Origin of the sequence: Metapseudomonas resinovorans, from assembly GCF_002003485.1 — a bacterium.
Lineage (GTDB): Bacteria > Pseudomonadota > Gammaproteobacteria > Pseudomonadales > Pseudomonadaceae > Metapseudomonas > Metapseudomonas resinovorans_D.
The window spans coordinates 160673-184891 of sequence record NZ_BDMA01000057.1 but is presented as its reverse complement, the minus strand read 5'-3'; the positions used below and the strand labels follow the sequence as shown (position 1 = coordinate 184891).

Annotated in this window: 19 protein-coding genes; 13 read left to right on the top strand and 6 right to left on the bottom strand. The window is 65.2% G+C overall.

Going from position 1 to position 24219, the window contains the following annotated elements:
* Window positions 1–175: 175 nt before the first annotated feature.
* The 3 genes from MnOB_RS15685 (at window position 176) to MnOB_RS15675 (ending at window position 5675) form a co-directional block, all read left to right on the top strand.
* Complete coding sequence (locus MnOB_RS15685; protein WP_077525145.1) at window positions 176–2533, top strand: TonB-dependent receptor; 2358 nt, start codon at window positions 176–178, stop codon at window positions 2531–2533.
* Window positions 2534–2549: 16 nt separating this feature from the next.
* Entirely contained in the window at window positions 2550–3884 is a 1335-nt protein-coding gene (locus MnOB_RS15680; RefSeq protein ID WP_199824540.1) for an aryl-sulfate sulfotransferase, read from the top strand.
* A gap of 72 nt (window positions 3885–3956) precedes the next feature.
* Window positions 3957–5675: an aryl-sulfate sulfotransferase gene (locus MnOB_RS15675; RefSeq protein WP_077525143.1), complete on the top strand. Its 1719-nt coding sequence runs from the start codon at window positions 3957–3959 to the stop codon at window positions 5673–5675.
* Between the two features lie 217 nt (window positions 5676–5892).
* Here MnOB_RS15675 and trmA read toward each other — a convergent pair whose 3' ends face one another.
* A complete protein-coding gene (trmA, locus tag MnOB_RS15670) occupies window positions 5893–6990 on the bottom strand; it encodes a tRNA (uridine(54)-C5)-methyltransferase TrmA (protein ID WP_077525142.1) in 1098 nt (365 codons plus the stop codon).
* Window positions 6990–8282, bottom strand: a complete 1293-nt coding sequence (locus MnOB_RS15665) for an NCS2 family permease (protein ID WP_077525141.1) — start codon at window positions 8280–8282, stop codon at window positions 6990–6992. The genes trmA and MnOB_RS15665 overlap by 1 nt, the downstream gene beginning before the upstream one ends.
* Before the next feature lie 195 nt (window positions 8283–8477).
* On the opposite strand from MnOB_RS15665, the gene MnOB_RS15660 reads away from it, so the two are divergent.
* A complete protein-coding gene (locus tag MnOB_RS15660; protein ID WP_077525140.1) occupies window positions 8478–9044 on the top strand; it encodes a DJ-1 family glyoxalase III in 567 nt (188 codons plus the stop codon).
* Between the two features lie 260 nt (window positions 9045–9304).
* On the opposite strand, the gene MnOB_RS15655 is transcribed toward MnOB_RS15660, so the two are convergent.
* Complete coding sequence (locus tag MnOB_RS15655; RefSeq protein WP_077525139.1) at window positions 9305–10513, bottom strand: MFS transporter; 1209 nt, start codon at window positions 10511–10513, stop codon at window positions 9305–9307.
* A gap of 433 nt (window positions 10514–10946) precedes the next feature.
* On the opposite strand from MnOB_RS15655, the gene MnOB_RS15650 reads away from it, so the two are divergent.
* The 8 genes from MnOB_RS15650 (at window position 10947) to MnOB_RS15615 (ending at window position 20222) form a co-directional block, all read left to right on the top strand.
* On the top strand, window positions 10947–13775 hold the full coding sequence (locus tag MnOB_RS15650) for a xanthine dehydrogenase family protein molybdopterin-binding subunit (RefSeq protein ID WP_077525138.1): 2829 nt from the start codon (window positions 10947–10949) through the stop codon (window positions 13773–13775).
* Complete coding sequence (locus MnOB_RS15645; RefSeq protein ID WP_077525137.1) at window positions 13768–14307, top strand: (2Fe-2S)-binding protein; 540 nt, start codon at window positions 13768–13770, stop codon at window positions 14305–14307. The genes MnOB_RS15650 and MnOB_RS15645 overlap by 8 nt, the downstream gene beginning before the upstream one ends.
* 2 nt (window positions 14308–14309) lie before the next feature.
* Window positions 14310–15530: a cytochrome c gene (locus MnOB_RS15640; RefSeq protein WP_077525136.1), complete on the top strand. Its 1221-nt coding sequence runs from the start codon at window positions 14310–14312 to the stop codon at window positions 15528–15530.
* Between the two features lie 15 nt (window positions 15531–15545).
* On the top strand, window positions 15546–16517 hold the full coding sequence (locus MnOB_RS15635; RefSeq protein WP_077525135.1) for an XdhC family protein: 972 nt from the start codon (window positions 15546–15548) through the stop codon (window positions 16515–16517).
* Window positions 16518–16688: 171 nt separating this feature from the next.
* Window positions 16689–17264: a nucleotidyltransferase family protein gene (locus MnOB_RS15630; protein WP_077525134.1), complete on the top strand. Its 576-nt coding sequence runs from the start codon at window positions 16689–16691 to the stop codon at window positions 17262–17264.
* A 360-nt stretch (window positions 17265–17624) separates the two neighbouring features.
* Window positions 17625–19061, top strand: coding sequence for a cytochrome ubiquinol oxidase subunit I (locus MnOB_RS15625; protein WP_077525133.1), 1437 nt, complete (start codon window positions 17625–17627; stop codon window positions 19059–19061).
* A gap of 3 nt (window positions 19062–19064) precedes the next feature.
* A complete protein-coding gene (gene cydB, locus MnOB_RS15620; protein WP_077525132.1) occupies window positions 19065–20072 on the top strand; it encodes a cytochrome d ubiquinol oxidase subunit II in 1008 nt (335 codons plus the stop codon).
* A gap of 9 nt (window positions 20073–20081) precedes the next feature.
* A complete protein-coding gene (locus tag MnOB_RS15615; protein ID WP_077525131.1) occupies window positions 20082–20222 on the top strand; it encodes a DUF2474 domain-containing protein in 141 nt (46 codons plus the stop codon).
* Window positions 20223–20384: 162 nt separating this feature from the next.
* Here the strand turns inward: MnOB_RS15615 and MnOB_RS15610 are convergent, their stop codons facing one another.
* Window positions 20385–21509, bottom strand: coding sequence for a methyltransferase (locus tag MnOB_RS15610; RefSeq protein WP_077525130.1), 1125 nt, complete (start codon window positions 21507–21509; stop codon window positions 20385–20387).
* Window positions 21510–21591: 82 nt separating this feature from the next.
* On the opposite strand from MnOB_RS15610, the gene MnOB_RS15605 reads away from it, so the two are divergent.
* Window positions 21592–22368: a ferredoxin--NADP reductase gene (locus MnOB_RS15605; RefSeq protein WP_077525129.1), complete on the top strand. Its 777-nt coding sequence runs from the start codon at window positions 21592–21594 to the stop codon at window positions 22366–22368.
* A 131-nt stretch (window positions 22369–22499) separates the two neighbouring features.
* On the opposite strand, the gene MnOB_RS15600 is transcribed toward MnOB_RS15605, so the two are convergent.
* Both MnOB_RS15600 and ccoN read right to left on the bottom strand, forming a co-directional pair.
* Window positions 22500–22745 carry a cytochrome Cbb oxidase CcoQ gene (locus tag MnOB_RS15600; protein ID WP_107504089.1) on the bottom strand — a complete coding sequence of 82 codons (246 nt, stop codon included), beginning with the start codon at window positions 22743–22745 and terminating at the stop codon, window positions 22500–22502.
* Window positions 22738–24174: a cytochrome-c oxidase, cbb3-type subunit I gene (ccoN, locus tag MnOB_RS15595; RefSeq protein ID WP_077525248.1), complete on the bottom strand. Its 1437-nt coding sequence runs from the start codon at window positions 24172–24174 to the stop codon at window positions 22738–22740. The genes MnOB_RS15600 and ccoN overlap by 8 nt, the downstream gene beginning before the upstream one ends.
* Window positions 24175–24219 lie beyond the last annotated feature (45 nt).

The following is a 24219-nucleotide window of genomic DNA, read 5'->3' as shown; positions in this document are numbered from 1 at the left end:
GTGAAATGCAATTGCTGCTTGGGGTGTCGATCCTTATAAAGGCAATTACTTATTTCTAAAACTAAGAAATAAAACTATTTAAATTCTTTTTAGATATATGTGATTTGCCGCCCGATCGCGATTCGGTTCCGCCAACGGAAGTGCTCGCCAAGGCCATCGACCTTAGGAGCACTGCATGTCCCGACTTATCCACTCCCCGACGCGACCGTCGGCCCCTCATCTGAAACCCCTCGCCCTGGCCGTGCTGCTGGCGGGTGCCGGGCTCGCCCTGACTGCCCAGGCCGAAGAGAGCACCAGCGCCCAGGCCAAGGCCAAGGCCAAGGCCGAGCAGTACACCCAGCTCGGCACCGTCACCGTCAATGCCCGTCGCCGTGAGGAAACCGCCCAGAGCGTGCCCACGCCCATCAGCGTGCTCGGTGGCGAAACCCTGGAGCACCAGCGCGTGTACCGCGTGCAGGACCTGCAGCAACTGGTCCCCAGCACCAACGTCTCCTACGTGCATGCCCGCCAGTCGAGCATTTCCATCCGTGGCCTGGGCAACAACCCGGCCAGCGACGGCCTGGAAGGCAGCGTTGGCGTCTATCTGGACAACGTCTACCTCGGCCGCCCCGGCATGGCGGTGTTCGACCTGCTCGATGTGGAGCAGCTCGAAGTCCTGCGTGGCCCCCAAGGCACCCTGTTCGGCAAGAACACCACGGCCGGGGTGATCAACATCAGCACCCGCAAGCCCACCTTCACCACTGAACGCAGCCTCCAGGCCTCGGTGGGCGAGGACGGTTACTGGCAGACCCTGGGCAGCGTCTCCGGCGGCCTCACCGAAACCCTCGCCGGCCGCCTGACCGCCTACCAGACCGAAGACGACGGCTATGTGAAGAACGTCTTCAACGGCGAGGACCTTAACGGCGGCAAGCGCCAGGGCTTCCGCAGCCAATTGCTGTTCGAGCCGAGCGAAACCTTCAACCTGCGCTGGATTGGCGAATACAACGAGGAGGACTCCAACAACGGCATCCTCACCCTCTACAGCACTGGCCCGACCATCAACGGCGTCAACCGCTACGAGCGCCTGGCCGCGCAGGCCGGTGCCACGCTGGTGTCCGGCAAGGACCGCAAGGTCAACTTCGACTCCGACCAGCAGGTGACGGTGTTCCAGGGCGGCACCTCGGTGGAGGCCAACTGGACCCTGCCCAACGACTTCACCCTGACCTCCATCACCGCCTACCGCTGGTGGGACTTCACCCCGCGCAACGACGACGGCCTCAACGTTTCCGCCTCTATCAACGCCGGCGTCTCGGTGCGCGACAAGCAGTACTCCCAGGAATTCCGCCTGGCCTCGCCCACCGGCGGTGCCTTCGACTACGTACTGGGCGCGTACTACTTCAAGCAGGACCTGGATAACCACTCCTTCAACTTCTACGGGCCCCAGGCGGACATCTGGAACTCCACGCCCGCCGGCGCCCTGGCCAACGTCACCAGTGAAGGCGATGGCCATATCGACACCGACAGCTATGCGCTCTTCGCACAAGGCACCTGGCACCTGACCGAGCGCCTGGATTTCACCGCCGGCATTCGCGGCACCTACGAAGAAAAGAGCGCCTGGGTCGACCGCGACGCGCCGGTTGGCGGGGCCGCCGTCACCGGTGCCGCCGCGACTGCACGGCAGGGCAGGGTCGGTGCTTTCGAGTCCGGTGACCTCAGCCAGTACAGCTTCAGCCCGTCGGGCCTGTTGTCACTGAGCTACCAGTTCAACCCCAACGTGCTGGGTTACGCCTCGCTGTCCCATGGCGAGAAGTCCGGCGGCATCAACCTGACTGTGGGCGCCGCACCGCGTCTGGGTACCGACTCCCTGCTGGTAGGCACCGAGCGGGTCAACAATGCCGAGCTGGGCGTCAAGAGCACCCTGCTGGACCAACGGCTGCTGCTCAACGCCAACCTGTTCTGGGCGGATGTGCATGGCTACCAGGCCAACGTCTACGACCAGATCAACCGCGTGCAATTTCTCGCCAACGCCGGCTCCGTGCGTTCCCGTGGCCTGGAGTTCGAGGCCACCGCATTGCCGATCCGTGGCCTGACCCTGAACATCAACGGTTCCTGGAACGACGTCCGCTACACCGAATACAAGGACGCCCCGTGCCCGCCGGAGGTGAGCTTCGCCAACCCGGCCGCCACCTGCGACCTCACCGGCCACCAAGTGGTGGGCGCCTCCAAGTACATCGCCAACCTCAACGGCGAATACAAGTGGCAACTGGCTGACCGCGTCGAGCCGTACGTCACCGCCAGCTACGCCTTCCGCTCCAAGGCCGTGGGCACCATCGACGACTCTGACTTCGGCCAGCTCCCCAGCTACGCCGTGGTCAACCTCTCCGGCGGCGTGCGCCTGGACCAGGGCGATGGCGTCCTCGACCTGTCCCTCTGGGTGAAGAACGCCGGCGACAAGACCTACTTCACCAGCCTGTGGAACTCCGCCAACGGTGGCTATGCGGGAGTTTTGGGAACCCCGCGCACCGTCGGCGCCACTGCCCGCTATGACTTCTGAGCACAAGGAACCTGCAATGAAACTGAGAACCCTCGGCCTCGCGGCCGCCCTGGTCGCCGGCCATGCCGTCGGCGCCCCCAGCGTCTACCCCACCGGAGTGACGCTCTATAACCCGGCCAAGGCCTGGAACGGCTATGTGATCTTCAGCTCGCCGGACAAGCAGACGCGCCTCATCGACATGAACGGCAACGAGGTGCGGCACTGGAACAACGCCGGCTTTCCTGCCGCGCTGATCGACCCGAAGAACAATGGCGGCAAGCGCGGCCACCTCTTCGTGCAGCTTGAAGAGGTGAAGGAGCCGAGCAAGCTGGCCTCCGCCGGCAACGGCCTGCGCAACAAGACGGTGGGCGAACTGGACTGGAGCGGCCAGGTGGTCTGGCAGTGGGGCGACAAGGCGCCCGGTGGGGCGGCCCAGCAGCACCACGACCAGCGCCGGCTGGCCAACGGCAACACCCTGGTGCTGGCCAACCAGCTGCATGTCGTGAAGGGATTCACTGTGCCCCAGGTGATCGATGACGTGATCTACGAGGTCACGCCCGCAGGCAAAGTGGCCTGGAGCTGGACGGCCTCGCAGCACCTGGAGGAGTTCGGCTTCACCGCCGAGCAGCTCAAGCTGGTGCGCGCCAGCAAGAACCCCGATGTGCTGCACGTCAACAACCTCAGCGTGGTCGGGCCGAACAAGTGGTTCGACGCCGGCGACAAGCGCTTCCATCCGGACAACCTGCTGATCGATTCCCGCGAAGGCAACTTCATCGCGATCATCGACAAGGCCTCCGGCAAGGTCGTCTGGCACCTCGGCCCGAACCTGCCCAAGCTCAATGCCTACGCACCGGCCAGCGTGCCGCGCCCGGTTGACCAGTTCTCCGGCCAGCACGACGCCCACATCATCCCCGAAGGCCTGCCGGGTGCCGGCAACCTGCTGGTGTTCGACAACCAGGGCGAGGCCGGTTACCCGCGTGTGCCGCTGAGCCTGCTGGGCGGCTCGCGGGTACTGGAGATCGATCCGGTGAAAGGCGAGATCGTCTGGCAGTACAGCGCCGCCGACAGCGGTCAGCCGGGCTGGGCCTTCTTCAGCGCCTTCATCAGCAGCGCCCGGCGGCTGCCCAACGGCAACACCCTGATCGACGAAGGCAAGTTCGGCCGGGTGTTCCAGGTGACCCCGGCGGGCGAGATCGTCTGGGAGTACGTCAGCCCGTACTTCGGCGAGGCCCCCGTGGGTAACGCCCGCAGCAACTGGATCTACCGCGCGCTGCCGGTCCCCTACGACTGGGTGCCCGAAGGCACGCCGCGCTCCGAGCAGGCCGTCACGCCGCCCGCCCTCGACCAGTTCCGCGTTTCCACCAACCCCTGATTGTCACTGCTTCCTGTGGGAGCGAATTCATTCGCGAATCGCCCCGCAGGACCTCAATGAAGGACACACAAGATGAACGCCAAAACCGAAACCCCTGATCTCCCCGAAGGCGCCTGCATCACCGCCAAGGTCCCCGAGCGCGGCACCGCGCTGCTTGGCGATGTGGTGGTGAATCCCTACAAGCTGGCACCGCTGACCGCCATCATCCGCGACGGTGGCCAGGCCATCAGCGCCGCCCACGTCCGCGTGCTGGGCAAGGGTGAGCGCGGCGTGGACATCGCCTACGAGGTTTCCGAGCGCTCCCTCTGGACCTATGGCGGCATCCCGGTGTTCGGCCTCTACCCGGACTACGTCAACCAGGTGGAAGTGAGCTACAAGCTGGATGGCGAGCGCATCCGTGAGCGCTATCAGGTCTACGCGCCGGCCGTGCGCCTGCCGGTGGTGGCCAATCAGACGGCCGCGTTGCCGCTGGTGGAACCGATCAAGGTGGCGCCCGGCTTCGAGCACCGCCTGTACCTGTTCAACCACCTGCTCGGCGAGATTCCCGGCGGCCGCGCCTTCAAATGGAACGCCCTGGGCGGTGCCGCGGAGTGGGATCAGGTGGGCAACAACTGGATTGCCGACAGCAACGGCGACGTGCGTTGGTACCTGGATATCGAGCAGATCCACGATTCCGGTCGCCGGGACGGCCTGGGCGGCACCATGGGCTTCCAGCAGACCCGCGACGGCAAGCTGATCTGGGGCCAGGGCCAGACCTATTCCAAGTACGACCTGCTGGGGCGCCGCGTGTGGCAGCGCAACCTGCCGGACAAGTTCGCCGACTTCTCCCACGAAATCCGCGAGACACCCAACGGCACCTACCTGCTGCGGGTAGGCACCAGTGACTACCGCCGCCCGGACGGCAAACGCGTGCGCTCCATCCGCGACCACATCATCGAGGTCAACGAAGCCGGCGACGTGCTGGACTTCTGGGACCTGAACCAGATCCTCGATCCCTATCGCGGCGAGCTACTGGAAACCCTGGGCAAGGCCGCAATCCAGCTCCCCGACAGCGTGCAGAAACAGGAGAGCACTGCCGCCAACGAACTGCTCGAAGGTGACCTGCCGTTCGGCGACACCCCCGGCGTCGGCACCGGCCGCAACTGGGCCCACGTCAACGCCATCGACTACGACGCCAGCGATGACAGCATCATCATTTCCGCCCGCCACCAGGGCGTGGTGAAGATCGGTCGCAACAAAGAGGTGAATTGGATTCTCGCCTCGCCCCAGGGCTGGCCGGAACGCCTCAAGGCCAAGGTGCTGACCCCGGTGAACGCAAAGGGCGACGTGTTGGCGGAGGAGGGCGGCATCTACGCCGAAGGCTTCGACTGGTCCTGGACCCAGCACACCGCCTGGCTCACCGGAAAAGGCACCCTGACCGTGCTCGACAACGGCTGGGGCCGCAACTTTGCGCCGACGAAGCTCACCGGCAACTACAGCCGCGCGGTGGAGTACCGTATCGACGAGGCGAAGGGCACCGTCGAGCAGGTCTGGGAATACGGCAAGGAGCGCGGGGACGAGTGGTACAGCCCGGTGACTTCGGTAGTCGAATACCGCGCGGACAAGGACACCCAGTTCATCTACTCGGCCTCGGTGGGCTTCCTCACTCCCGAGAAACTCACGACCACCGTGCTCAATGAAGTGAAGTACGGCACCCAGGAGGTGCAGGTGGAGCTCAAAGTGAGCAGCCGCCAGCCGGGCAGCGTGGGCTATAGGGCGCTGGTGATTGATCTGGCGCGTGCCTTCTCGTAGGTAAAAGCTCTTGTAGGTTGGTGCAGAGCGCAGCGAAGCCCAACGATGCGGGGAACACCGAGCTAGGCTTGGCTACCGTCATCCGAACGCGGCCCGCCCCGGCCCCTCTCCCGAAGGGCGAGGGGTGACTCACGCCGGTCAGTCCCAGCGCGGACCGCCCCCTCTCCCTCTGGGAGAGGGTTGGGGTGAGGGTGGTTGGTCCTGGTCGGACATCAACCTACGAGCGCCGCTCCAACAGCACACCCGACTCCATATGGTGCGTATAGGGGAACTGGTCGAACAGGGCGCAGCGCACGACTTTGTGGGTGTCGCTGAGCTGCTGGATATTCGCTGCCAGGGTCTCCGGATTGCAGGAGATGTAGAGGATGCGATCGAAGCGACGGGTCAGTTCGCAGGTGTCCGGGTCCATGCCGGCGCGGGGCGGATCGACGAAGACGTTGCCGAACTCGTAGCCCTTGAGGTCGATGCCGGCCAGGCGGCGGAACGGGCGGACCTCGTTCAGTGCCTCGGTCAGTTCTTCGGCGGACAGGCGCACCAGGGTGACGTTATCCACAGCGTTGTCGGCCAGGTTGGCCAGGGCGGCGTTCACCGAGGTCTTGCTGATCTCGGTGGCCAGCACCTTGCGCACGCGGGTGGCCAGCGGCAGGGTGAAGTTGCCGTTGCCGCAATACAGCTCCAGCAGATCATCCTGGCGCTCGCCCAGCACGTCGAAGGCCCAGCCGAGCATCTTCTGGTTCACCTCGCCGTTGGGCTGGGTGAAGGCGCCTTCCGGCTGGCGATAGCGGAACACGCGGTCAGCGACGGTCAGTTCTTCCTCGACATAATCGCGGCCGATGACGATGCGCTTGCCCTTGGAACGGCCCACCAGGCTCACGCCAAGGTCTGCGGCGAGCTTTTCGGCTTCGACTTTCCAGGCGTCGTCCAGCGGACGGTGGTAGCAGAGGGTGATCAGTGCATCACCGGCCAGCGTGGTGAGGAACTCCACCTGGAACAGCTTGAAGGACAGCACCTGGCTCGCCTGCCAACCCGCCTTGAGGCGCGGCATCAACTCGTTGATGCGGCGGCTGGCAATGGGGAAGTCCTCGATCAGCACTGGAGTGAACTTGTCGCCGGCTTCGAACATCGCGTAGTGGCGAGTCTCGTTGCCGGTTTCGCGCCACAGGCGGAACTCGGCGCGCAGGCGGTAGTGTTCGCGGGGGGACTCGAAGACTTCCGGTTCCGGGGCGTCGAAGGGCGCCAACAACGCCTTCAGGCGCTGCGTCTTCTCGGTGAGCTGGGCGGCGTAGGCCGCCGGGTCGAACTGGGGACGACTCATCAGTGGAAGAAACCCATCTTGATAACGAAGAGCACGGCCAGGATCACCAGCGCCGGGCTGAGTTCCTTGTAGCGGCCGGCCAGGGTCTTGATCGCGGCCCAGGCAATGAAGCCGAAGGCGATGCCGTCGGCGATGGAGTAGGTGAACGGCATCGCCAGAGTGGTGATCAGCACCGGTGCGGCGGTGGTCAGGTCATCCCAGTCGATTTCGGCCAGGCCCGAAGCCATCAGCACGGCGACGAAGAACAGCGCCGGCGCGGTGGCGAAGGCCGGCACGCTGCCGGCCAGGGGCGAGAGGAACAGTGCCAGCAGGAAGAGTACCGCTACCGTCAGGGCGGTGAGGCCAGTACGACCACCGGCGCTCACGCCCGCCGCGGATTCGATGTAGCTGGTGGTGGTGGAGGTACCCAGCAGGGAGCCGCCCATGGCCGCGGTGGAGTCGGCGATCAGCGCGCGGCCCATCTTCGGCATGTAGCCGTCGGCGCGCATCAGGCCGGCCTTCTTGGCCACGGCGATGAGGGTGCCGGAGTTGTCGAACAGGTCGACGAAGAGGAAAGCGAAGATCACGCTTATCAGCCCGATTTCCAGCGCGCCCGCGATGTCCAGCTGGAGGAAGGTGGGCGCCAGCGACGGCGGCATGGAGAAGATCCCGCCGAACTGGGAAACGCCCAGAGCGATGCCGGCGATGGTCACGGTGAGGATGCCGATCAGCACGGCGCCGGTGACCTTGCGGGCTTCGAGGGCGACGATCAGGAAGAAGCCGAGCACGGCGAGGATCGGCTCGGGCTTGGTCAGGTCACCGACTGTCACCATGGTCACCGGGTGAGCGGAGACGATGCCGGCTTTTTGCAGGGCGATCAGTCCGAGGAACAGGCCGATGCCGGCGGCGATGGCCGAGCGCAGCTCCAGCGGGATGCTGTTGATGATCCATTCGCGGATCTTGAAGATCGACAACAGGAAGAACATGCAGGCGGAGAGGAAAACCGCGCCCAGGGCCACCTGCCAGGTGTGCCCCATCTGCAGTACCACGGTGTAGGTGAAGAAGGCGTTCAGGCCCATGCCGGGAGCCAGGGCGATGGGGTAGTTGGCGATCAGCCCCATGACGGTCGAGCCGATGGCCGCGGCCAGGCAGGTGGCGACGAACACCGCGCCCTTGTCCATGCCCGTCTCGCCGAGGATGGCCGGGTTGACGAAGAGGATGTAGGCCATCGTCAGGAAGGTCGTCAGACCGGCCAGGATCTCAGTGCGCACATTGGTGTCGTGCGCCTTGAGTTGGAATAGCTTTTCCAGCATGTGTGGGCTCCCCGTGACGCATTGCGTCGTTGTCATTCAGCTGGCGAACAGCAAAGCACAAATGCACGGCACACGCGGGCGCCATGGACTTTTCTCTGCCAGTCTGAAAAAAGGCGCGCATCATACCAGCTCACCCGGAAGCGGTGAATTTATGACCGGACGGACAGCTTCGGTTTCCAGGAACAGGAGAATGCCATGCATACCCAACCCCAACTCCAGGCCCTGATCGCCGTTGCCGAAGGCGTGGAAGACCTGGAGACCGTGACGCTCATCGACGTGCTGCGGCGCGCCGAAATCAAGACGGTGGTGGCCAGTATCGAAACCCGCCGCATGATCACCCTGGCCCGTGGCACCCGCCTGACCGCCGACACCATGCTTCTCGATGTGCTGGCCCAGGATTTCGACCTGATCGTGCTCCCCGGTGGCATGCCGGGCGCGCAGCGCCTGGGCGAACATGAGCCGCTGGGCGAAAAGGTCCGTGAGCAGGCGAAGGCGGGCCGGTTCTTCGCCGCGATCTGCGCCTCCCCAGCCATGGCGCTGCAGCCGTTCGGCGTGCTGCGCCAGCGGCGCATGACCTGCTACCCAAGCTTCAGCGACCGCCTGTCCGGCTGCACCTTCGTCGACCAGCCGGTGGTGGTGGACGGCAACTGCATCACCAGCCAGGGCCCCGGCACCGCCCTGGCCTTCGCCCTGACCCTGGTTGAGCAGCTGTGCGGCAAGGCCAAGCGCAATGAAATCGCCAAGGCGATGTTGGTGTCTTGAGGGGCGCTCATCTGTAGGGGCGAATTCATTCGCCAAGGGCAGCGCAGCTGCCCCTTTCACCTCACAGGGCAGACCTTCGGCCTGCTTGGCGATTGAAATCGCCCCTACAGCGAATGAATTCGCCCCCACAAGGTATCTGCCTGTCAGCTTTGTAGGGTGGATGGCGCTCTTCCATCCACCAAGGGAAGCGCAGCTGCCCCGTAGGTTGGTGCGGGCGGCGTTCCGTCAGAGCGCAGCGAAGCCCAACGATCACCTGCCCGTCAGTGCAGCTTGTCCCGCTTGGCCAGGCTCGGGAACAGCTTTATCCACAGCCCGGTCACGATCAGCGTACCCACGCCGCCCATGACCACTGCCGGAACCGTGCCGAACCAGGCGGCGGTGACGCCGGACTCGAACTCACCCAACTGGTTGGAAGCGCCGATGAACAGCCCGTTCACCGCGCTGACCCGGCCGCGCATCTCGTCCGGCGTGTGCAGCTGCACGAAGGCGCCGCGGATCACCATGCTGATCATGTCTGCCGCGCCGAGCACCGCCAGCACCGCCAGGGAGAACCAGAAGGACGTAGACAGACCGAAGGCGATGGTGGCCACGCCAAATATGCCCACCGAGGTGAACATGATCCGGCCGACATTGCGCTCGATGGGGAAGCGCGCCAGCCAGAAGGACATCAGCAATGCACCGACCGCCGGGGCCGAGCGCAGCAGGCCAAGGCCCCAGGGACCGGTGAGCAGGATGTCCTTGGCGAACACCGGGAGCAGGGCGGTGGCGCCACCCAGCAGCACGGCGAAGAGGTCCAGGGAGATGGCACCGAGGATGTCCGGGCGGCTGCGGATGAAGCGGATGCCCGCCAGCAGGTTCTCCAGGTTGGCCGGGGCCTTGTTGGCCTGTTGCTGGCTACTGGAGAGGCCCAGCATCAGGAAGCAGGCGGCTATATAGAGGGCTGTCGTCAGTCCGTAGACCCAGAGGCTGCCGAAGGCGTAGAGCAGGCCACCGAGCGCCGGCGCGACGATGGTCGCTGCCTGCATGGCCGAAGCCGAGGCGGCCACCGCGCGGGGGAACAGTTCCTTGGGTACCACGTTGGGCAGCAGCGCCTGGGTGGCCGGCATCTCGAAGGCGCGAGCGGCGCCGAGGACGAAGGCCATCAGGAAGATCAGCTCGCGGCTGGCGCTGTCGGTGGCGCTGGCGAAGACCAGCACGCCGGCCACCAGGGCCTGGAGAACCTGGCAGATGGCGGCGACGCGGCGACGGTCGAAGCGGTCGGCCACATGCCCGGTGTGCAGCATGAACAGGACGCGCGGCAGAAACTCCACCAGCCCAACCAGGCCGAGGTCGAGCACGTTGCCGGTGAGCTCGTAGATGTGCCACCCAATGGCGACGGTGATCATCTGGAAGCCGCTTGCCGTACAGACGCGCGCGAACCAGAAGGCCAGGAAGGGGCGGTGATGACGTAGGAGGAGGGTCTGAGACATGTCGGAAAATGCTTCTCCGGCTGTTGAAAAACTACCTGCGTTGCCGATACGGCGTTAAAAACGGCCTCAGAGTGCTCATTTACAACTCGTAAACTCCGCCTCTTCAGCCGTTTTTGCCTTGTTTCGGCTGCCTCGCCTACGTTTTTCAACAACCGTTAGGTTGCTATCGGTGTCGCAGCCTAGCACGGCGCCCGAAACATGCGGTTGCATTTACCGACCAAAGCGTTCGATCAGCGCGTCGCCTTGGAAAATTCTGACCAAAGAGACAGATTCCCCCTTTGTCTCTGTCAGTGATTTCGCTAGAATTTGACTTTCAAGTCAGGTTCATCCCTCCGACTACTCTCATATCGACGACCCTTCTCTCTTGAAGGGCCGACAACCGTGTTTTGCACAAAGAAAAGCGCCGGCCAACGCCGGTCGATGAGGAACGGGCATGTCCACTCCTGAGTTATCCCGCCGCGCCTTCCTGCAAGGCAGCGTCGTCGCCGGTATCGGCATCACCCTCGCTCCACTGGGCAGCAAGGCCTTCGCCGCGCTGTTCGAAGAGCAGGTCACCCGTACTCCTGAGCCCTGGTACACCGCCGGCGGCCAGGCCCGTGGACGGATCGACGGCGTCAGCAAGGTCTGCGGCGGCAAGGTGTTCGCCCGTGATATCCGCGCCAAGGACATGCCTGGCTGGCCGCAGCAGCAAGGTCACGCGCTGCTGCTCAAGGCCACCCGTGCCGACCACCTCTACCAGGGCTTCGACTTGTCGATGCTGGGCGATGAGCTGAAACCGGATCGCGTGGTGACCGCCGCCGACCTGGCGCGTGATGGCATCGCTTTCCCCGAAGGCCACAGTCCCGATCCATTCCTGCCGGAAGGCCAGGTGCCGATGTTCATCGGTCACCCGGTCGCGCTGTTGATCTGGAAGGATTTCGACCGCTACCGCCGGGCGAAGAACATCCTCAAGTTCAACGAGAAGGTGGTGCGCTACGGCGCCCAGGCTCCGCTGTACCAGCGCGACCCCTACGGCAGTTTCCGCTTCGTGCGCGTGGGCGGTGCCTCGGCGTTCGAGCCGGATACCTTCTCCAGCCTGAAGGACAGCATGCTGTTCCCGCTGATCCGCGAGCGCAAACCCACCTGGGGCGCCGGCAACCCGGCGGGCGACCTGACCGCCCAGGGCATCTACCACGCCGAGCAGATGCAATCGAAGCTGGCCAATCCGCCGGAAGGCTGGATGGTGTTCGATGAGCGCTTCAAGACCCAGTCCATCGAGCCCGCGGCCCTGGAAGCGGACAACGGCAATGGCTGGTACGACCCGGCCACCGGCACCCTGCATTTCGTCGTGGCCACCCAGTGCCCCTTCGAAGTGGCCGAGCAGACCGCGCACATGCTCGCGCCGTCCCGCTTCAAGGTCACGAAGCTGAACATGCACCCCGGCTACACCGTGGGCTACGGCTCCAAGGACAACAACATCTTCGTGTTCTACGCCGCCCTGGCCGCCATCTACGGCGACGGCGTGCCGGTGCGCCTGGCCAATGACCGCTACGAGCAGTTCCAGAGCGGCATCAAGCGCCACCCCTTCGACATGCACTACCAGTTGGCGGTGAAGAAGGACGACCTGTCGTTCCAGATCTTCCGCGCTCACATGGACGTCGACGGCGGCGGCCGCATCAACTACAGCCCCTCGGTAGCCGCCGTGGGCGCCACCGCTGCGCAGTCCATCTACTACCTGCCGCAGAGCGACTTGGCCGCGACTGCCTACCACTCCCGTGGCGTCGAAGCCGGCTCCATGCGCGGTTACGGTACCCTGCAGACCATGGCCGCCACCGAAATGATGGTGGATGAAGTGGCCCAGCGCCTGGGCGTCGACCCCATCGAGCTGCGCCGCAAGAACGTCTTCAAGTCCGGCATGAAGAACACCCAGGGCGCGATTCCCGCCGGCGCCCTGCGCCTGGAGGAAATCCTCGACAAGGCCGCCCAGCACGACGTCTGGAAGAACCGCGACGCGCGCAAGCGCGAAGAAGAGGCGAAGGACCCGGACAACTACTACGGCGTCGGCTTCGCTATCTGCCAGAAGGACTTCGGCACCGGCTCCGAGGCGCCGATGGCGAGCGTCGAGTTCACCGCCGATGGCCGCGTGACATTGCGCCAGATTGCCATCGACATGGGCACCGGCATGGCCACCTCCCAGGCCCTGCTGGTTGCTGACTATCTCGGTCGCCCGGCGCATGAAATCCGCACCGGCGTCACTGAATGGGCCGAGCTGGATCTGACCACCAGCGGCAACCCCTACCTGATCAGCCAGTCCGAGCAGGATGCCGCGCTGAAGAACCCGCGCTGGGTCGGCAAGTTTGCATCGCCGTCCTCGGCGACCAACTCGGCCTACTACTCCGGCCACGGCACCCGCGAGGCGGCGCGCATCCTCTTCAACCACGGCCTGTGGCCGGCGGCGCTGGCCATCTGGGGCCGCGGCGAATTCGGCGGCATGGCCAACCCTTACGTGGTGCGTCGTGAAGACGCCAACTGGGTGGAAGGCAAGCTGACGGCCAACGGCCTGCCGCCGATTCCCTTCGAGCTGCTGGCGCACAAGGCCCATGAGCTGGGCCTGGTCACCGGCGTCAGCGTCCACGGTTTCAACCGCTGGGCCTGGGCCGAGGGCGAGTTCGAGATCGATGGCAAGCGCGACACCTTCCCGCTGGACGCCGTGGCCGTGAAGTACGGCGACGGCGCCGCGAAGGAGAAGAAGGCGAAGATGACCAGCCACGGTTTCCACCTGCTGGATCGCACCGCCATCACCTATCCGCCGACCCAGTTGAACAATGCGATGGTCACCTACTACAGCCCGGTCGCCACCCTGGTCGAGGTGAAGGTGAACAAGGGCAGCGGCGAGGCACGGGTGATCAATCACCACTCCTGGCTGGAGTGCGGTCGCGTCATCGTGCCGGAACTGGTGCGCGGCCAGCTCGAAGGCGGCATCGCCATGGGCATCGGCCACGCACTGCTGGAAGAAATGCCGCTGTACGAGGGCGGGCCCGGTGAGGGCACCTGGAACTTCAACCGCTACCAACTGCCGCGCGCCAAGGACTGCGCGGTCTGGAAACAGACCGCCGAAATCCTCCCGCCGCTGTCGCCCAGCGACCCGGCCAAGGGCATTGCCGAAGTGGTGATGATCCCCGTGGTCGGCGCCATCGTGAACGCCGTGGCCCACGCCACCGGCAAGCGTCTGCGCGACCTTCCCCTGACCCCGGCCCGCATCAAGGAGGCCCTCCATGGCTAAGCGCGCACTCAGCATGACCCTCAACGGCCAGGCCGTCGGTCCCTTCACCGTGGACGACGACCTGATGATGATCGAGTTCCTCCACGAACACCTGAACCTCACCGGCTCGCGTCTGGGCTGCGGCCAGGGCATCTGCCACGCCTGCGTGGCGATCCTCGACAAGCCGGACGGCACCAGCGAGGAAATCCGCACCTGCATCACCGGCGCGCACTTCTTCGACGGCAAGAAGGTGCGCACCATCGAAGGCCACGCCAAGCGCGACGCCAAGGGCGAAGTCACCGAGCTGAACCCGATCCAGCAGAAGTTCATCGACCAGTTCGCCTTCCAGTGCAGCTACTGCACCCCCGGCTACGTCAACGCCGCCACCGTGCTGGTGGAAAAGCTCCAGCGCCAGCCGGTCAAGCGCAGCGAACTGGAAGGGGAGATCGAGCACGCCCTGGGCAACCACATCTGCCGCTGCACCGGCTATGTCCGCTACTACAACGCCGCGCGCGAAGTCGTAGAAGGCCTCGGCCTGGTCAAGGAGGGCTGAGGATGCGTTCTTTCCTTCTCGCAGCACTGCTGTTGCCACTGACCGCCCAGGCGGCTGAACAATCGGCGGACAAGGCCCTGATCGAGCGCGGCAAGTACCTGGCTCGCGCCGCTGACTGCGTGGCCTGCCACAGCATCGAAGGCGGCGCCGAGTACGCCGGCGGCCTGCCGCTGGTATCGCCGTTCGGCACCATCTATGGCACCAACATCACCCCGGACAAGGAACACGGTATCGGCAACTACACGGCCGACGAGTTCTTCCTGGCGGTGACCCAGGGTGAGCGCAAGGACGGCGGCAAGCTCTATCCCGCCATGCCGTACACCTCCTACCACCTGCTCAAGCGTGAAGACTCCGACGCCATCTATGCGTACCTGATGAGTCTGGAGCCCATCGCCAAGCCGAGCCCGAAAACCGACTTGGCCTTCCCGTTCAACGTGCGCTTCGGCATGACCTTCTGGAACATGCTCTACAAGAACCGCGTGCAGCTCGAACCGGCCGACGGCAAGGGTGAGGAATGGCAGCGCGGCCAGTACCTGGTGGAAGTGCTCGGCCACTGCGGCGAGTGCCACACCCCGCGCAACGCTGTCGGCGCGTTGCAGCAGGATCTGCGCATGACCGGCGGGGTGATTCTCGGCTACGAGGCGCCGAGCCTGCTGGCCAAGGACCTGGCCGAACGCGGCTGGACCACGGATGACCTGACCACATTCCTCAAGCACGGCATCAGCGACCAGGGCTCGGTGTTCAACGAGATGTACCCGGTGCTGCACCACAGCACCCAGTACCTGCCGAAGGACGATCATCGCGCCATGGCCACTTACCTGTTGGGCGAGCAGCCGCCGGCACCGCGCAAGATCGCTGCGGTGGCCGATTCCGCGCTGGGCGAAAGCGCAGCCCGTGGCCGCCAGGATTACCTCAACGTCTGCGCCGGTTGCCACGGCGCGGCGGGGGAGGGCGTGCCCCATGTGGCGGTCGCCATGAACGGCAACACCACCCTGCGCCTGGCGGATTCGCGCAACCTGCTGCGGGTGATCGACGACGGCATTCGCGAACAGCAGTTCACCGGCTTCGAGCGGATGCAGCCAATGCCCGGCTTCAGGGATAAACTCGACGACGGCCAGCTGCGCGACCTGCTCAACTACCTGCGTCAGACCTGGGGCGGCCTCGACGGCGAGGTGAGTCCGGAGCGGGTGGCGGAGCTGCGCAGCGACGTCCAGTCCCACTGACAGCGAGCACCCTCGATGCAACACCTGGATCTGCTGGTGGTACGCAAGGCCCTCGAATGGTCGACTTCCGGCCAGCGCGTGTGGCTGTGCACCGTCCTTGCCACCTACGGCTCGGCGCCTCGCGCGCCGGGCTCGCTGCTGGCGGCCACCGCCGACGGCCACTGGATAGGTTCGCTATCCGGCGGCTGCGTGGAGGATGACTTCCTCGAACGCCTGGCCGCCGGCGCTTTCCCCGAACCGGTGCAACTGGTGCGCTACGGCGATGGCAGTGATACCCAGTCGTCGATCCGCCTGCCCTGTGGCGGCATTCTTGATGTGCTGGTGGAAAACCTGCCCTCCGATTGCGATGTCCAGGCCCACCTGCGCGAGCTGGAAAGCGCCCTGGCCGGCCAGCGCCGGCTGATCCGCGAAGTTTCCCTGCCCGATGGTGCGCGCCGTCTCCTGCCGGACCGCGAGCATGGCCCACGGGTAGAGCGCCAGGGCGATCTACTGCACCTGCGCGTGGGCGCCGCCCAGCGCCTGCTGCTGGCGGGTTATTCCACGGTGGCCCAGGTGTGCGCCGAGTTCGGCCAGAGCCTGGGCTTCGAAGTGGTGCTCTGCGATCCGCGTGACGAGGCGCTGCAAGGCGTCGAGCTGCCGGGCGTGGAAATCCGCCGCGAACTGCCCTCGGAGTTCATTCGCCTGGGTGGCTGCCATGCCGACACCGCCGTGGTCGCCTTGACCCACGATCCGAAGATCGACGACCTGGCGATGATCGAAGCAGTGCGCACCGAGGCTTTCTACATCGGCGTGATGGGCTCCATGGCCACCAGCGCCAAGCGTATGGAACGCCTGCGCCGGATCGGCGGCCTGAACGAGGCGGAACTCGGCCGCATCATCGCCCCCATCGGCCTCAACCTGGGCAGCAAGACCCCCTCCGAAATCGCTCTGGCGGTGCTCGCGGATATCCTGCGGGTGCGCAATGGGGTTGCGCGGGAAAGGGTTTGATCAGACGGAATCAATCGCGCGAATCCCTGTAGGGGCGAATTCATTCGCCAAGGGCAGCTATGCTGCCCCCTTCGGTCTTGCAGGGCAGACCTTCGGCCTGCTTGGCGATTGAAATCGCCCCTACAGCGAATGAATTCGCCCCCACAGTTTCTTCGCTCCGGGAGTTGATGCATGCCCAATGTCCCCGCCCTGATCCTCGCTGCCGGCTTCGGCACCCGCTTTGGCAGCGACAAGCGCCGCGCCACGCTGGTTGATGGCCGCACCCTGCTGGCAGCCAGCCTGGAGCGGGCCCAGGCGGTGTTCGACGAGGTGCATGTGGTGCTGCGCCCGGAGGACGATCCGGCTGCATTGGGGCTGCCGGAAGGCTGCAACATCATCCTTTGCAAGGACGCCGGGCAGGGCATGGGCCACAGCCTCGCGGCCGGGGCGCGGGCACTGGGCGATGGCGGGGGAGAGGCCATCGCCGTGCTGCTGGGCGACATGCCGTGGATCGCCGAATCCAGCCTGCGCGCCCTGATTGCCAAGGCGGCGCCGGGCCACATCGTCTTCCCTGTCCATCACGATGAACGCGGTCATCCGGTGTTGTTCGGGCGAGAGTTCTGGCCCGAGCTGCAGCAATTGACCGGCGACGAAGGGGCGCGGCGCGTGTTGCGGGCTCACGCTTCCGCCTGGGTGGCAGTGGACGTCGACGATCCGGGCGTCTTGCGTGACGTGGACAGCCCCGCAGCACTCCGCGCCGAAGGGTAGGGTGCGCCGCGCGCACCGTGCAGTGCCGGGGGCGGAGCGCATTGCCTGAAGCCGCGATTCGGTGCGCATGGCACACCCTACGATTGAGCTTCGTGTGCCCTGGCCAAGCTCTGCGGCGCGCGGCCGCGCGGCAACCTGTCGCGCGGCAACGAACCACAGCTTCCTAAATGCCTTGACCGGCTACTCTCTATGCATTGATTGATCCGCGTCAAAAACCCCAGCGCGGGTTTGTGAAGGGCCTGGCTGGCCCGCATCCAGTCGCAGCAGCTATCCATAAGAACAATTCGATCCGGCGCGAATCCTCTATAGGGTGGAGTCGCGCGGGGCCGCACCCGTATCAACCTGCTTAGAGGATTTGCCATGTTCGGATTGGAGGCTCTCGATCTCGCCCGAATGCAGTTCGCCTTCACCGTGTCCTTCCACATCATCTTCCCGGCCATCACCATCGGCCTGGCGAGCTACCTCGCCGTGCTGGAAGGTTTGTGGCTGAAGACCCGCGAGGAGGTCTACCGCGACCTCTATCACTTCTGGTCGAAGATTTTCGCTGTGAACTTCGGCATGGGTGTGGTTTCCGGCCTGGTCATGGCCTACCAGTTCGGCACCAACTGGAGCGCCTTCTCCGACTTCGCCGGCGCGGTCACCGGGCCGTTGCTGACCTATGAGGTGCTCACCGCGTTCTTCCTCGAGGCGGGCTTCCTTGGCGTGATGCTGTTTGGCTGGAACCGCGTGGGACCGGGCCTGCACTTCTTCTCCACGGTGATGGTGGCCATCGGCACCATCATTTCCACCTTCTGGATTCTCGCTTCCAACAGCTGGATGCAGACCCCGCAGGGCTTCGAGATCATCGATGGCCGCGTGGTGCCGGTGGACTGGTTCGCCGTGGTGTTCAACCCCTCGTTCCCCTACCGTCTGGTGCACATGGCGACGGCGGCCTTCCTCGCCACGGCCTTCTTCGTCGGCGCGTCGGCGGCCTGGCACCTGCTGCGTGGTCGCGACAACCCGGGCATCCGCAAGATGCTCTCCATGGCCATGTGGATGGCCCTGCTGGTGGCGCCGGTTCAGGCGTTCATCGGTGACCTGCACGGCCTCAATACCCTCAAGCACCAGCCGGCGAAGATCGCCGCGATGGAAGGCCACTGGGACAACAGCAGTGGCGAAGCCACCCCGCTGATCCTCTTCGGCTGGCCGGACATGGAGCGCGAGGAAACCCGCTTCAAGGTGGAGGTTCCCTACCTCGGCAGCCTGATCCTGACCCACAGCCTGGACAAGCAGGTGCCGGCGCTGAAGGAGTTCCCCAAGGAAGACCGGCCCAATTCCACCGTGGTGTTCTGGTCGTTCCGCATCATGGCGGGCCTGGGCATGCTGATGATCCTCACCGGCGTCTGGAGCCTCTGGCTGCGCTGGCGTGGCGGGCTGTTCCAGTCCCGGCCGTTCCTCTACTTGTGCCTGTGGATGGGCCCGTCCGGGCTGATCGCGATCCTCGCCGGCTGGTTCACCACCGAGATGGGCCGCCAGCCCTGGGTGGTTTACGGGCTGATGCGCACGGCCGATGCGGTGTCGAACCACAGCGTGACGCAGATGAGCCTGACCCTGGTGAGCTTCGTGGTGGTGTACTTCGTGCTCTTCGGCGCGGGCCTGGGCTACATGATGCGCCTGGTGCGCAAGGGCCCGGTCACCCACGAAGGCAAGGAACAGGGTATCGGCGGCCCCGGCCAGCACCGCACCCCCGCCCGCCCGCTCTCGGCGACCGCAGAGGGTATGGACGATGAAGACAACGCTACCGAGGTAAGGAGCTGAACCATGGGCGTAGACCTTTCACTGATCTGGGCCATCATCATCATCTTCGGCGTGATGATGTACGTGGTGATGGATGGCTTCGACCTCGGAATCGGCATCCTCTTCCCCTTCGTCAAGGACAGCGGCGAGCGCGACGTGATGATGAACACCGTCGCGCCGGTCTGGGACGGCAACGAGACCTGGCTGATCCTGGGCGGTGCCGGCCTGTTCGGCGCCTTCCCGCTGGCCTACTCGGTCGTGCTCTCCGCGCTCTACCTGCCGCTGATCCTGATGCTGCTGGGATTGATCTTCCGCGGCGTCGCCTTCGAGTTCCGCTTCAAGGCCAAGCCGGCCAAGCGTCACCTGTGGGACAAGGCCTTCATCGGCGGCTCCATCGCCGCGACCTTCTTCCAGGGCGTCGCGCTGGGGGCCTTCATCGAGGGCATCCCGGTGGTGAACCGCACCTTTGCCGGTGGTTCGCTGGACTGGCTGGCGCCGTTCCCGATGTTCTGCGGCCTGGGCCTGATCGCCGCCTACGCACTGCTCGGCTGCACCTGGCTGATCATGAAGACCGAAGGCCGCCTGCAGCAGCAGATGCACGACCTGGCGCGCCCGCTGGTACTGGTGCTGCTGGCCATCACCGGCATCGTCAGCATCTGGACGCCGCTGGCCCATGAAGAGATCGCCACCCGCTGGTTCAGCCTGCCCAACCTGTTCTGGTTCATGCCGGTGCCGATCCTGGTGCTGGTGTGCACCTGGGCACTGCTGCGTGCGGTGGCCGACAACGCCCACCACGCGCCCTTCGTGCTGACCCTGGTGCTGATCTTCCTCGGCTACAGCGGCCTGGGCATCAGCATCTGGCCGAATGTGATCCCGCCGTCGATCTCCATCTGGGAAGCCGCGGCGCCGCCGCAGAGCCAGGGCTTCATGCTGGTGGGGGCGCTGTTCATCATCCCCTTCATCCTGATGTACACCGCCTGGAGCTACTACGTGTTCCGCGGCAAGGTGACCCAGGAAGACGGCTACCACTAGGAGCGCCTTGTGGATAAGTCAGAGAAGAAACCGCTGTGGCAGCGCCTGGGCTGGCTGGTGGGCATCTGGACCCTCAGCGTGCTGGCCCTTGGCGCCGTGGCCTACCTGCTGAGGATGTTCATGACGGCGGCGGGGTTGAGTACGCACTGACGGGAGTCCGAGCGGCGTTCAACTGCCCTCATCCGAACGCGGCCCGCCCCGGCCCCTCTCCCGAAGGGAGAGGGGTGACGCACCCTGACAGCCCTCTGCACGGACGGCTCCCTCTCCCTCTGGGAGAGGGTTGGGGTGAGGGTAGTCAGGCCCCGCGCGGAGTCACTTGCTCGCTTTGAGCACCACGAACTTCGGCGTCGCCGCCACCTGCTCCACACCCCGGAACAGGCGCTTGAGCTTGGCGTGGTAGCCCAGGTGGCGGTTGCCGACGATCCATAGCTCGCCCCCCTTCACCAGCGCATCGCGCGCTTGCACGAACATGCGCCAGGCGAGGAAATCGCCTACCACCTGCTGCTGGTGGAACGGCGGATTGCACAGCACCAGGTCCAGCGAATCCTCCGGCTGTTCGGCCAGGCCGTCGCCAGCGCGGATGTCCGCCGGGCGATCACCCAGTGCCGCGCGCCAGTTTTCCTGCGCCGACTGCACCGCCATGTAGGACTCGTCCACCAGGGTCATCTGCGCCTGCGGGTTGGCCAGGGCGTAGACGATGCCTAGAACGCCATTGCCGCAGCCAAGGTCCGCCGCGCGGATGTCCGCCAGGCTGCGTGGCAGGTGCGGGAGGAAGGCGCGGGTGCCGATGTCCAGGCCTTCGCGGCAGAACACGTTGGCGTGGTTGATCAGCGTCAGGCGTGGCTGGTCCAGCTGATAGCGCGTGGGATAGGGCGAGGACGGAGCCGACTTCTGTTCGGCTGTCGCGATCAGCAGACGTGCCTTCTTCACCGCCAGCGAAGGCTGCATCGGGCCGATGTACTTCGCCAGCAGGTCGCCGGCGGCGTGGGGCAAGTGCTTGACCATGCCGGCGGCTACCACCGTGGCGCCGGGAGCGAGCTGGCCATGCAGGCGGATCAGCTGTTCTTCCAGCAGTGCCAGGGTCTTGGGCACGCGGACCAGAACGCGGTCGAACGGACCGTCGGCCCGTTCGCTGGCGGGCACGAAGCGCACGCACCCGGCATCCAGTTGGTTGCGCGCCAGGTTGCGTTGCAGGGCAATGTGGCCGAGGTGAGAGTCGCCGCTGCTGGTGACTTGGGCGTGGGCGGCGAGGCTTGCAGCCAGTGCACCGAAGCTGTCGTTCAGTACCAGGATGCGCGTGTCGCCGGTGATGCCTTGTTCGTGCAGGTGGTTGAGCAGGTACTCATCGGCGGCATCGAAGGCCTGCAGCGGGTCGTCCTGCTGCTCGGGCTGGCGAACGAGATCGAGCTGGGCAAAAGGCGTAGCAAATATAGGCATAAGAACCGGCGGTGTTTCTGAAGGCCGCTTTGCGAGACACTGGGGCGGCCTTCGAACGAATCGGAAAGAGTGGGAGCGGAGTATGACCGCCAGCGAAGAGAAGTTCACCCGTCAGACCCTGCTGGAAGTAGAGACCCTGACGCCCAGCCTGTTCACCCTGCGCACCACCCGTGACGCGGGCTATCGCTTCCGCGCCGGCCAGTTTGCCCGCCTGGGCGTCACCAAGGCCGACGGCAGCACCGTCTGGCGCGCCTATTCCATGGTGTCGGCGCCCCATGACGAGCACCTGGAGTTCTTCTCCATCGTCGTGCCGGGAGGCGAATTCACCAGCGAGCTGTCGCGCCTTAAGGAAGGCGACACTCTGATGGTGGACAAGACGTCCTTCGGCTTTCTCACCCTCGACCGCTTCTCCGATGGGCGTGACCTCTGGCTGCTGGCCACCGGCACCGGGTTGGCGCCCTTCCTGTCGATCCTCCAGGACCTGGAGGTCTGGCAGCGTTTCGAGCGCATCATCCTGGTCTACAGCGTGCGCCAGGAAGCCGAGCTGGCTTATCAGCCGCTGATCGATGACCTGAAGAGCCGCGATTACCTGGAAGGTGTGGCCGACAAGCTGCTGTACATCCCCGTGGTGACCCGCGAGGAAGTACCCGGCGCGCTGCATGGGCGCATCACCACCCTGATCGAGAACGGCGAGCTGGAACGCGCCGCCGGCCTGGAACTGATCCCGGAACATAGCCGCGTGATGCTCTGCGGTAATCCGCAGATGATCGATGACACCCGCGCCGTGCTGAAGAAGCGCGATATGAACCTCAGCCTGACCCGCCGGCCCGGGCAGGTGGCGGTGGAGAATTACTGGTAGGCGTGTGTGGCGGGTGAATAGGTTGTAGGGGCGATTTCAATCGCCAAGGGCAGCTCTGCTGCCCCCTTCGGCTTTGCAGGGCAGACCTTCGGCCTGCTTGGCGAATGAATTCGCCCCTACGGGTGTTCTTCTCAGGCATCCAGTTCTATTCGCCGCTCACACCCCCCATCACACCGCCCCGGACAACTACACCCCGTGCTGCTGCGACCGGTGGCGCGCTCCATGCGCCGGGCCACGGGCTCGTCGTCGGCGAAGGGCAGCATGGTGGCTTCATCAAGCTGGCGCTGGCTCCTGCCGCCCAGGCAGGCCTGGGTGGCGAGGTAGAAGAACGCCAGGGCGGCAAGGCTGAGCAAGGCGTAGGCGCTCTCGCTATCCATGGGCCACCGCCTGCGGCACCACTTCGGTGGTGCGCGCATCGCCCACGCGGATGGTGCGCCAGGTGTTCCAGGCCATCAGCAGCATGCCGGTGACGAAGAAGATGCCGCCCACCATGCGCACCACGAAGCCGGGGTGGCTGGCTTCCAGCGCTTCGACGAAGGAGTAGGTGAGGGTGCCGTCTTCGTTGACCGCGCGCCACATCAGGCCCTGGGTGATGCCGTTGACCCACATCGAGGCGATGTACAGAACCGTGCCGATGGTGGCCAGCCAGAAGTGCGCATTGATCAGGCCGATGCTGTGCATCTGCGCGCGGCCGTAAAGCCGGGGGATCAGGTGGTAGAGCGAGCCGATGGTGATCATCGCCACCCAGCCGAGGGCACCGGCGTGTACGTGGCCGATGGTCCAGTCGGTGTAGTGGGACAGCGCGTTGACGGTCTTGATGGCCATCATCGGGCCTTCGAAGGTGCTCATGCCGTAGAAGGCGAGGGACACCACCAGGAAGCGCAGGATCGGGTCGTCGCGCAGCTTATGCCAGGCCCCGGAGAGGGTCATCATTCCGTTGATCATGCCGCCCCAGGACGGCGCCAGCAGGATGATCGACATCACCATGCCGAGGGACTGCGCCCAGTCGGGTAGGGCGGTGTAGTGCAGGTGGTGCGGGCCGGCCCAGATGTACAGGGTGATCAGCGCCCAGAAGTGCACGATGGACAGCCGGTAGGAGTACACCGGGCGCCCGGCCTGCTTGGGAATGAAGTAGTACATCATCCCGAGGAAGCCAGTGGTCAGGAAGAAGCCCACGGCGTTGTGCCCGTACCACCACTGCACCATGGCGTCGGTGGCGCCGGAATAGACCGAGTACGACTTGAACCAGCTCACCGGAATGGCCATGTGGTTGACGATGTGCAGCATCGCGGTGACCACGATGAACGCGCCGAAAAACCAGTTGCCCACGTAAATGTGTTTGGTCTTGCGCTTCATGATGGTGCCGAAGAACACCACCGCGTAGGCGATCCAGATGATGCCCATCCACACCGCGCCGGTGAACTCCACCTCGGCGTATTCCTTGGTGGTGGTCAGGCCCTGAGGCAGGGTGACCAGGAGGATCACCACCAACGCCTGCCAGCCCCAGAAAGTGAAGGCGGCAAGCCCGCCACCGAACAGCCGCGCCTGGCAGGTGCGCTGCACTGTGTAGTAGCTGGTGGCGAACAGCGCACTGCCGCCGAAGGCGAAGATCACCAGGTTGGTGTGCAGCGGGCGCAGGCGGCCGAAGCTGGTCCAGGGCAGGTCGAGGTTCAGCGCCGGCCAGACGAGCTGGGCGGCGATGAACACGCCCATGCCCATGCCGACGATGCCCCAGACGAGCGTCATCAGGGCGAACTGGCGAACCACCTTGTAGTCGTAGGTCGGTTCCGGGTTTGCGGTGTTCATGTGCGGGCCTTTCGGTTGGGAAGACTGAGCGGCCGCCATTCTGGA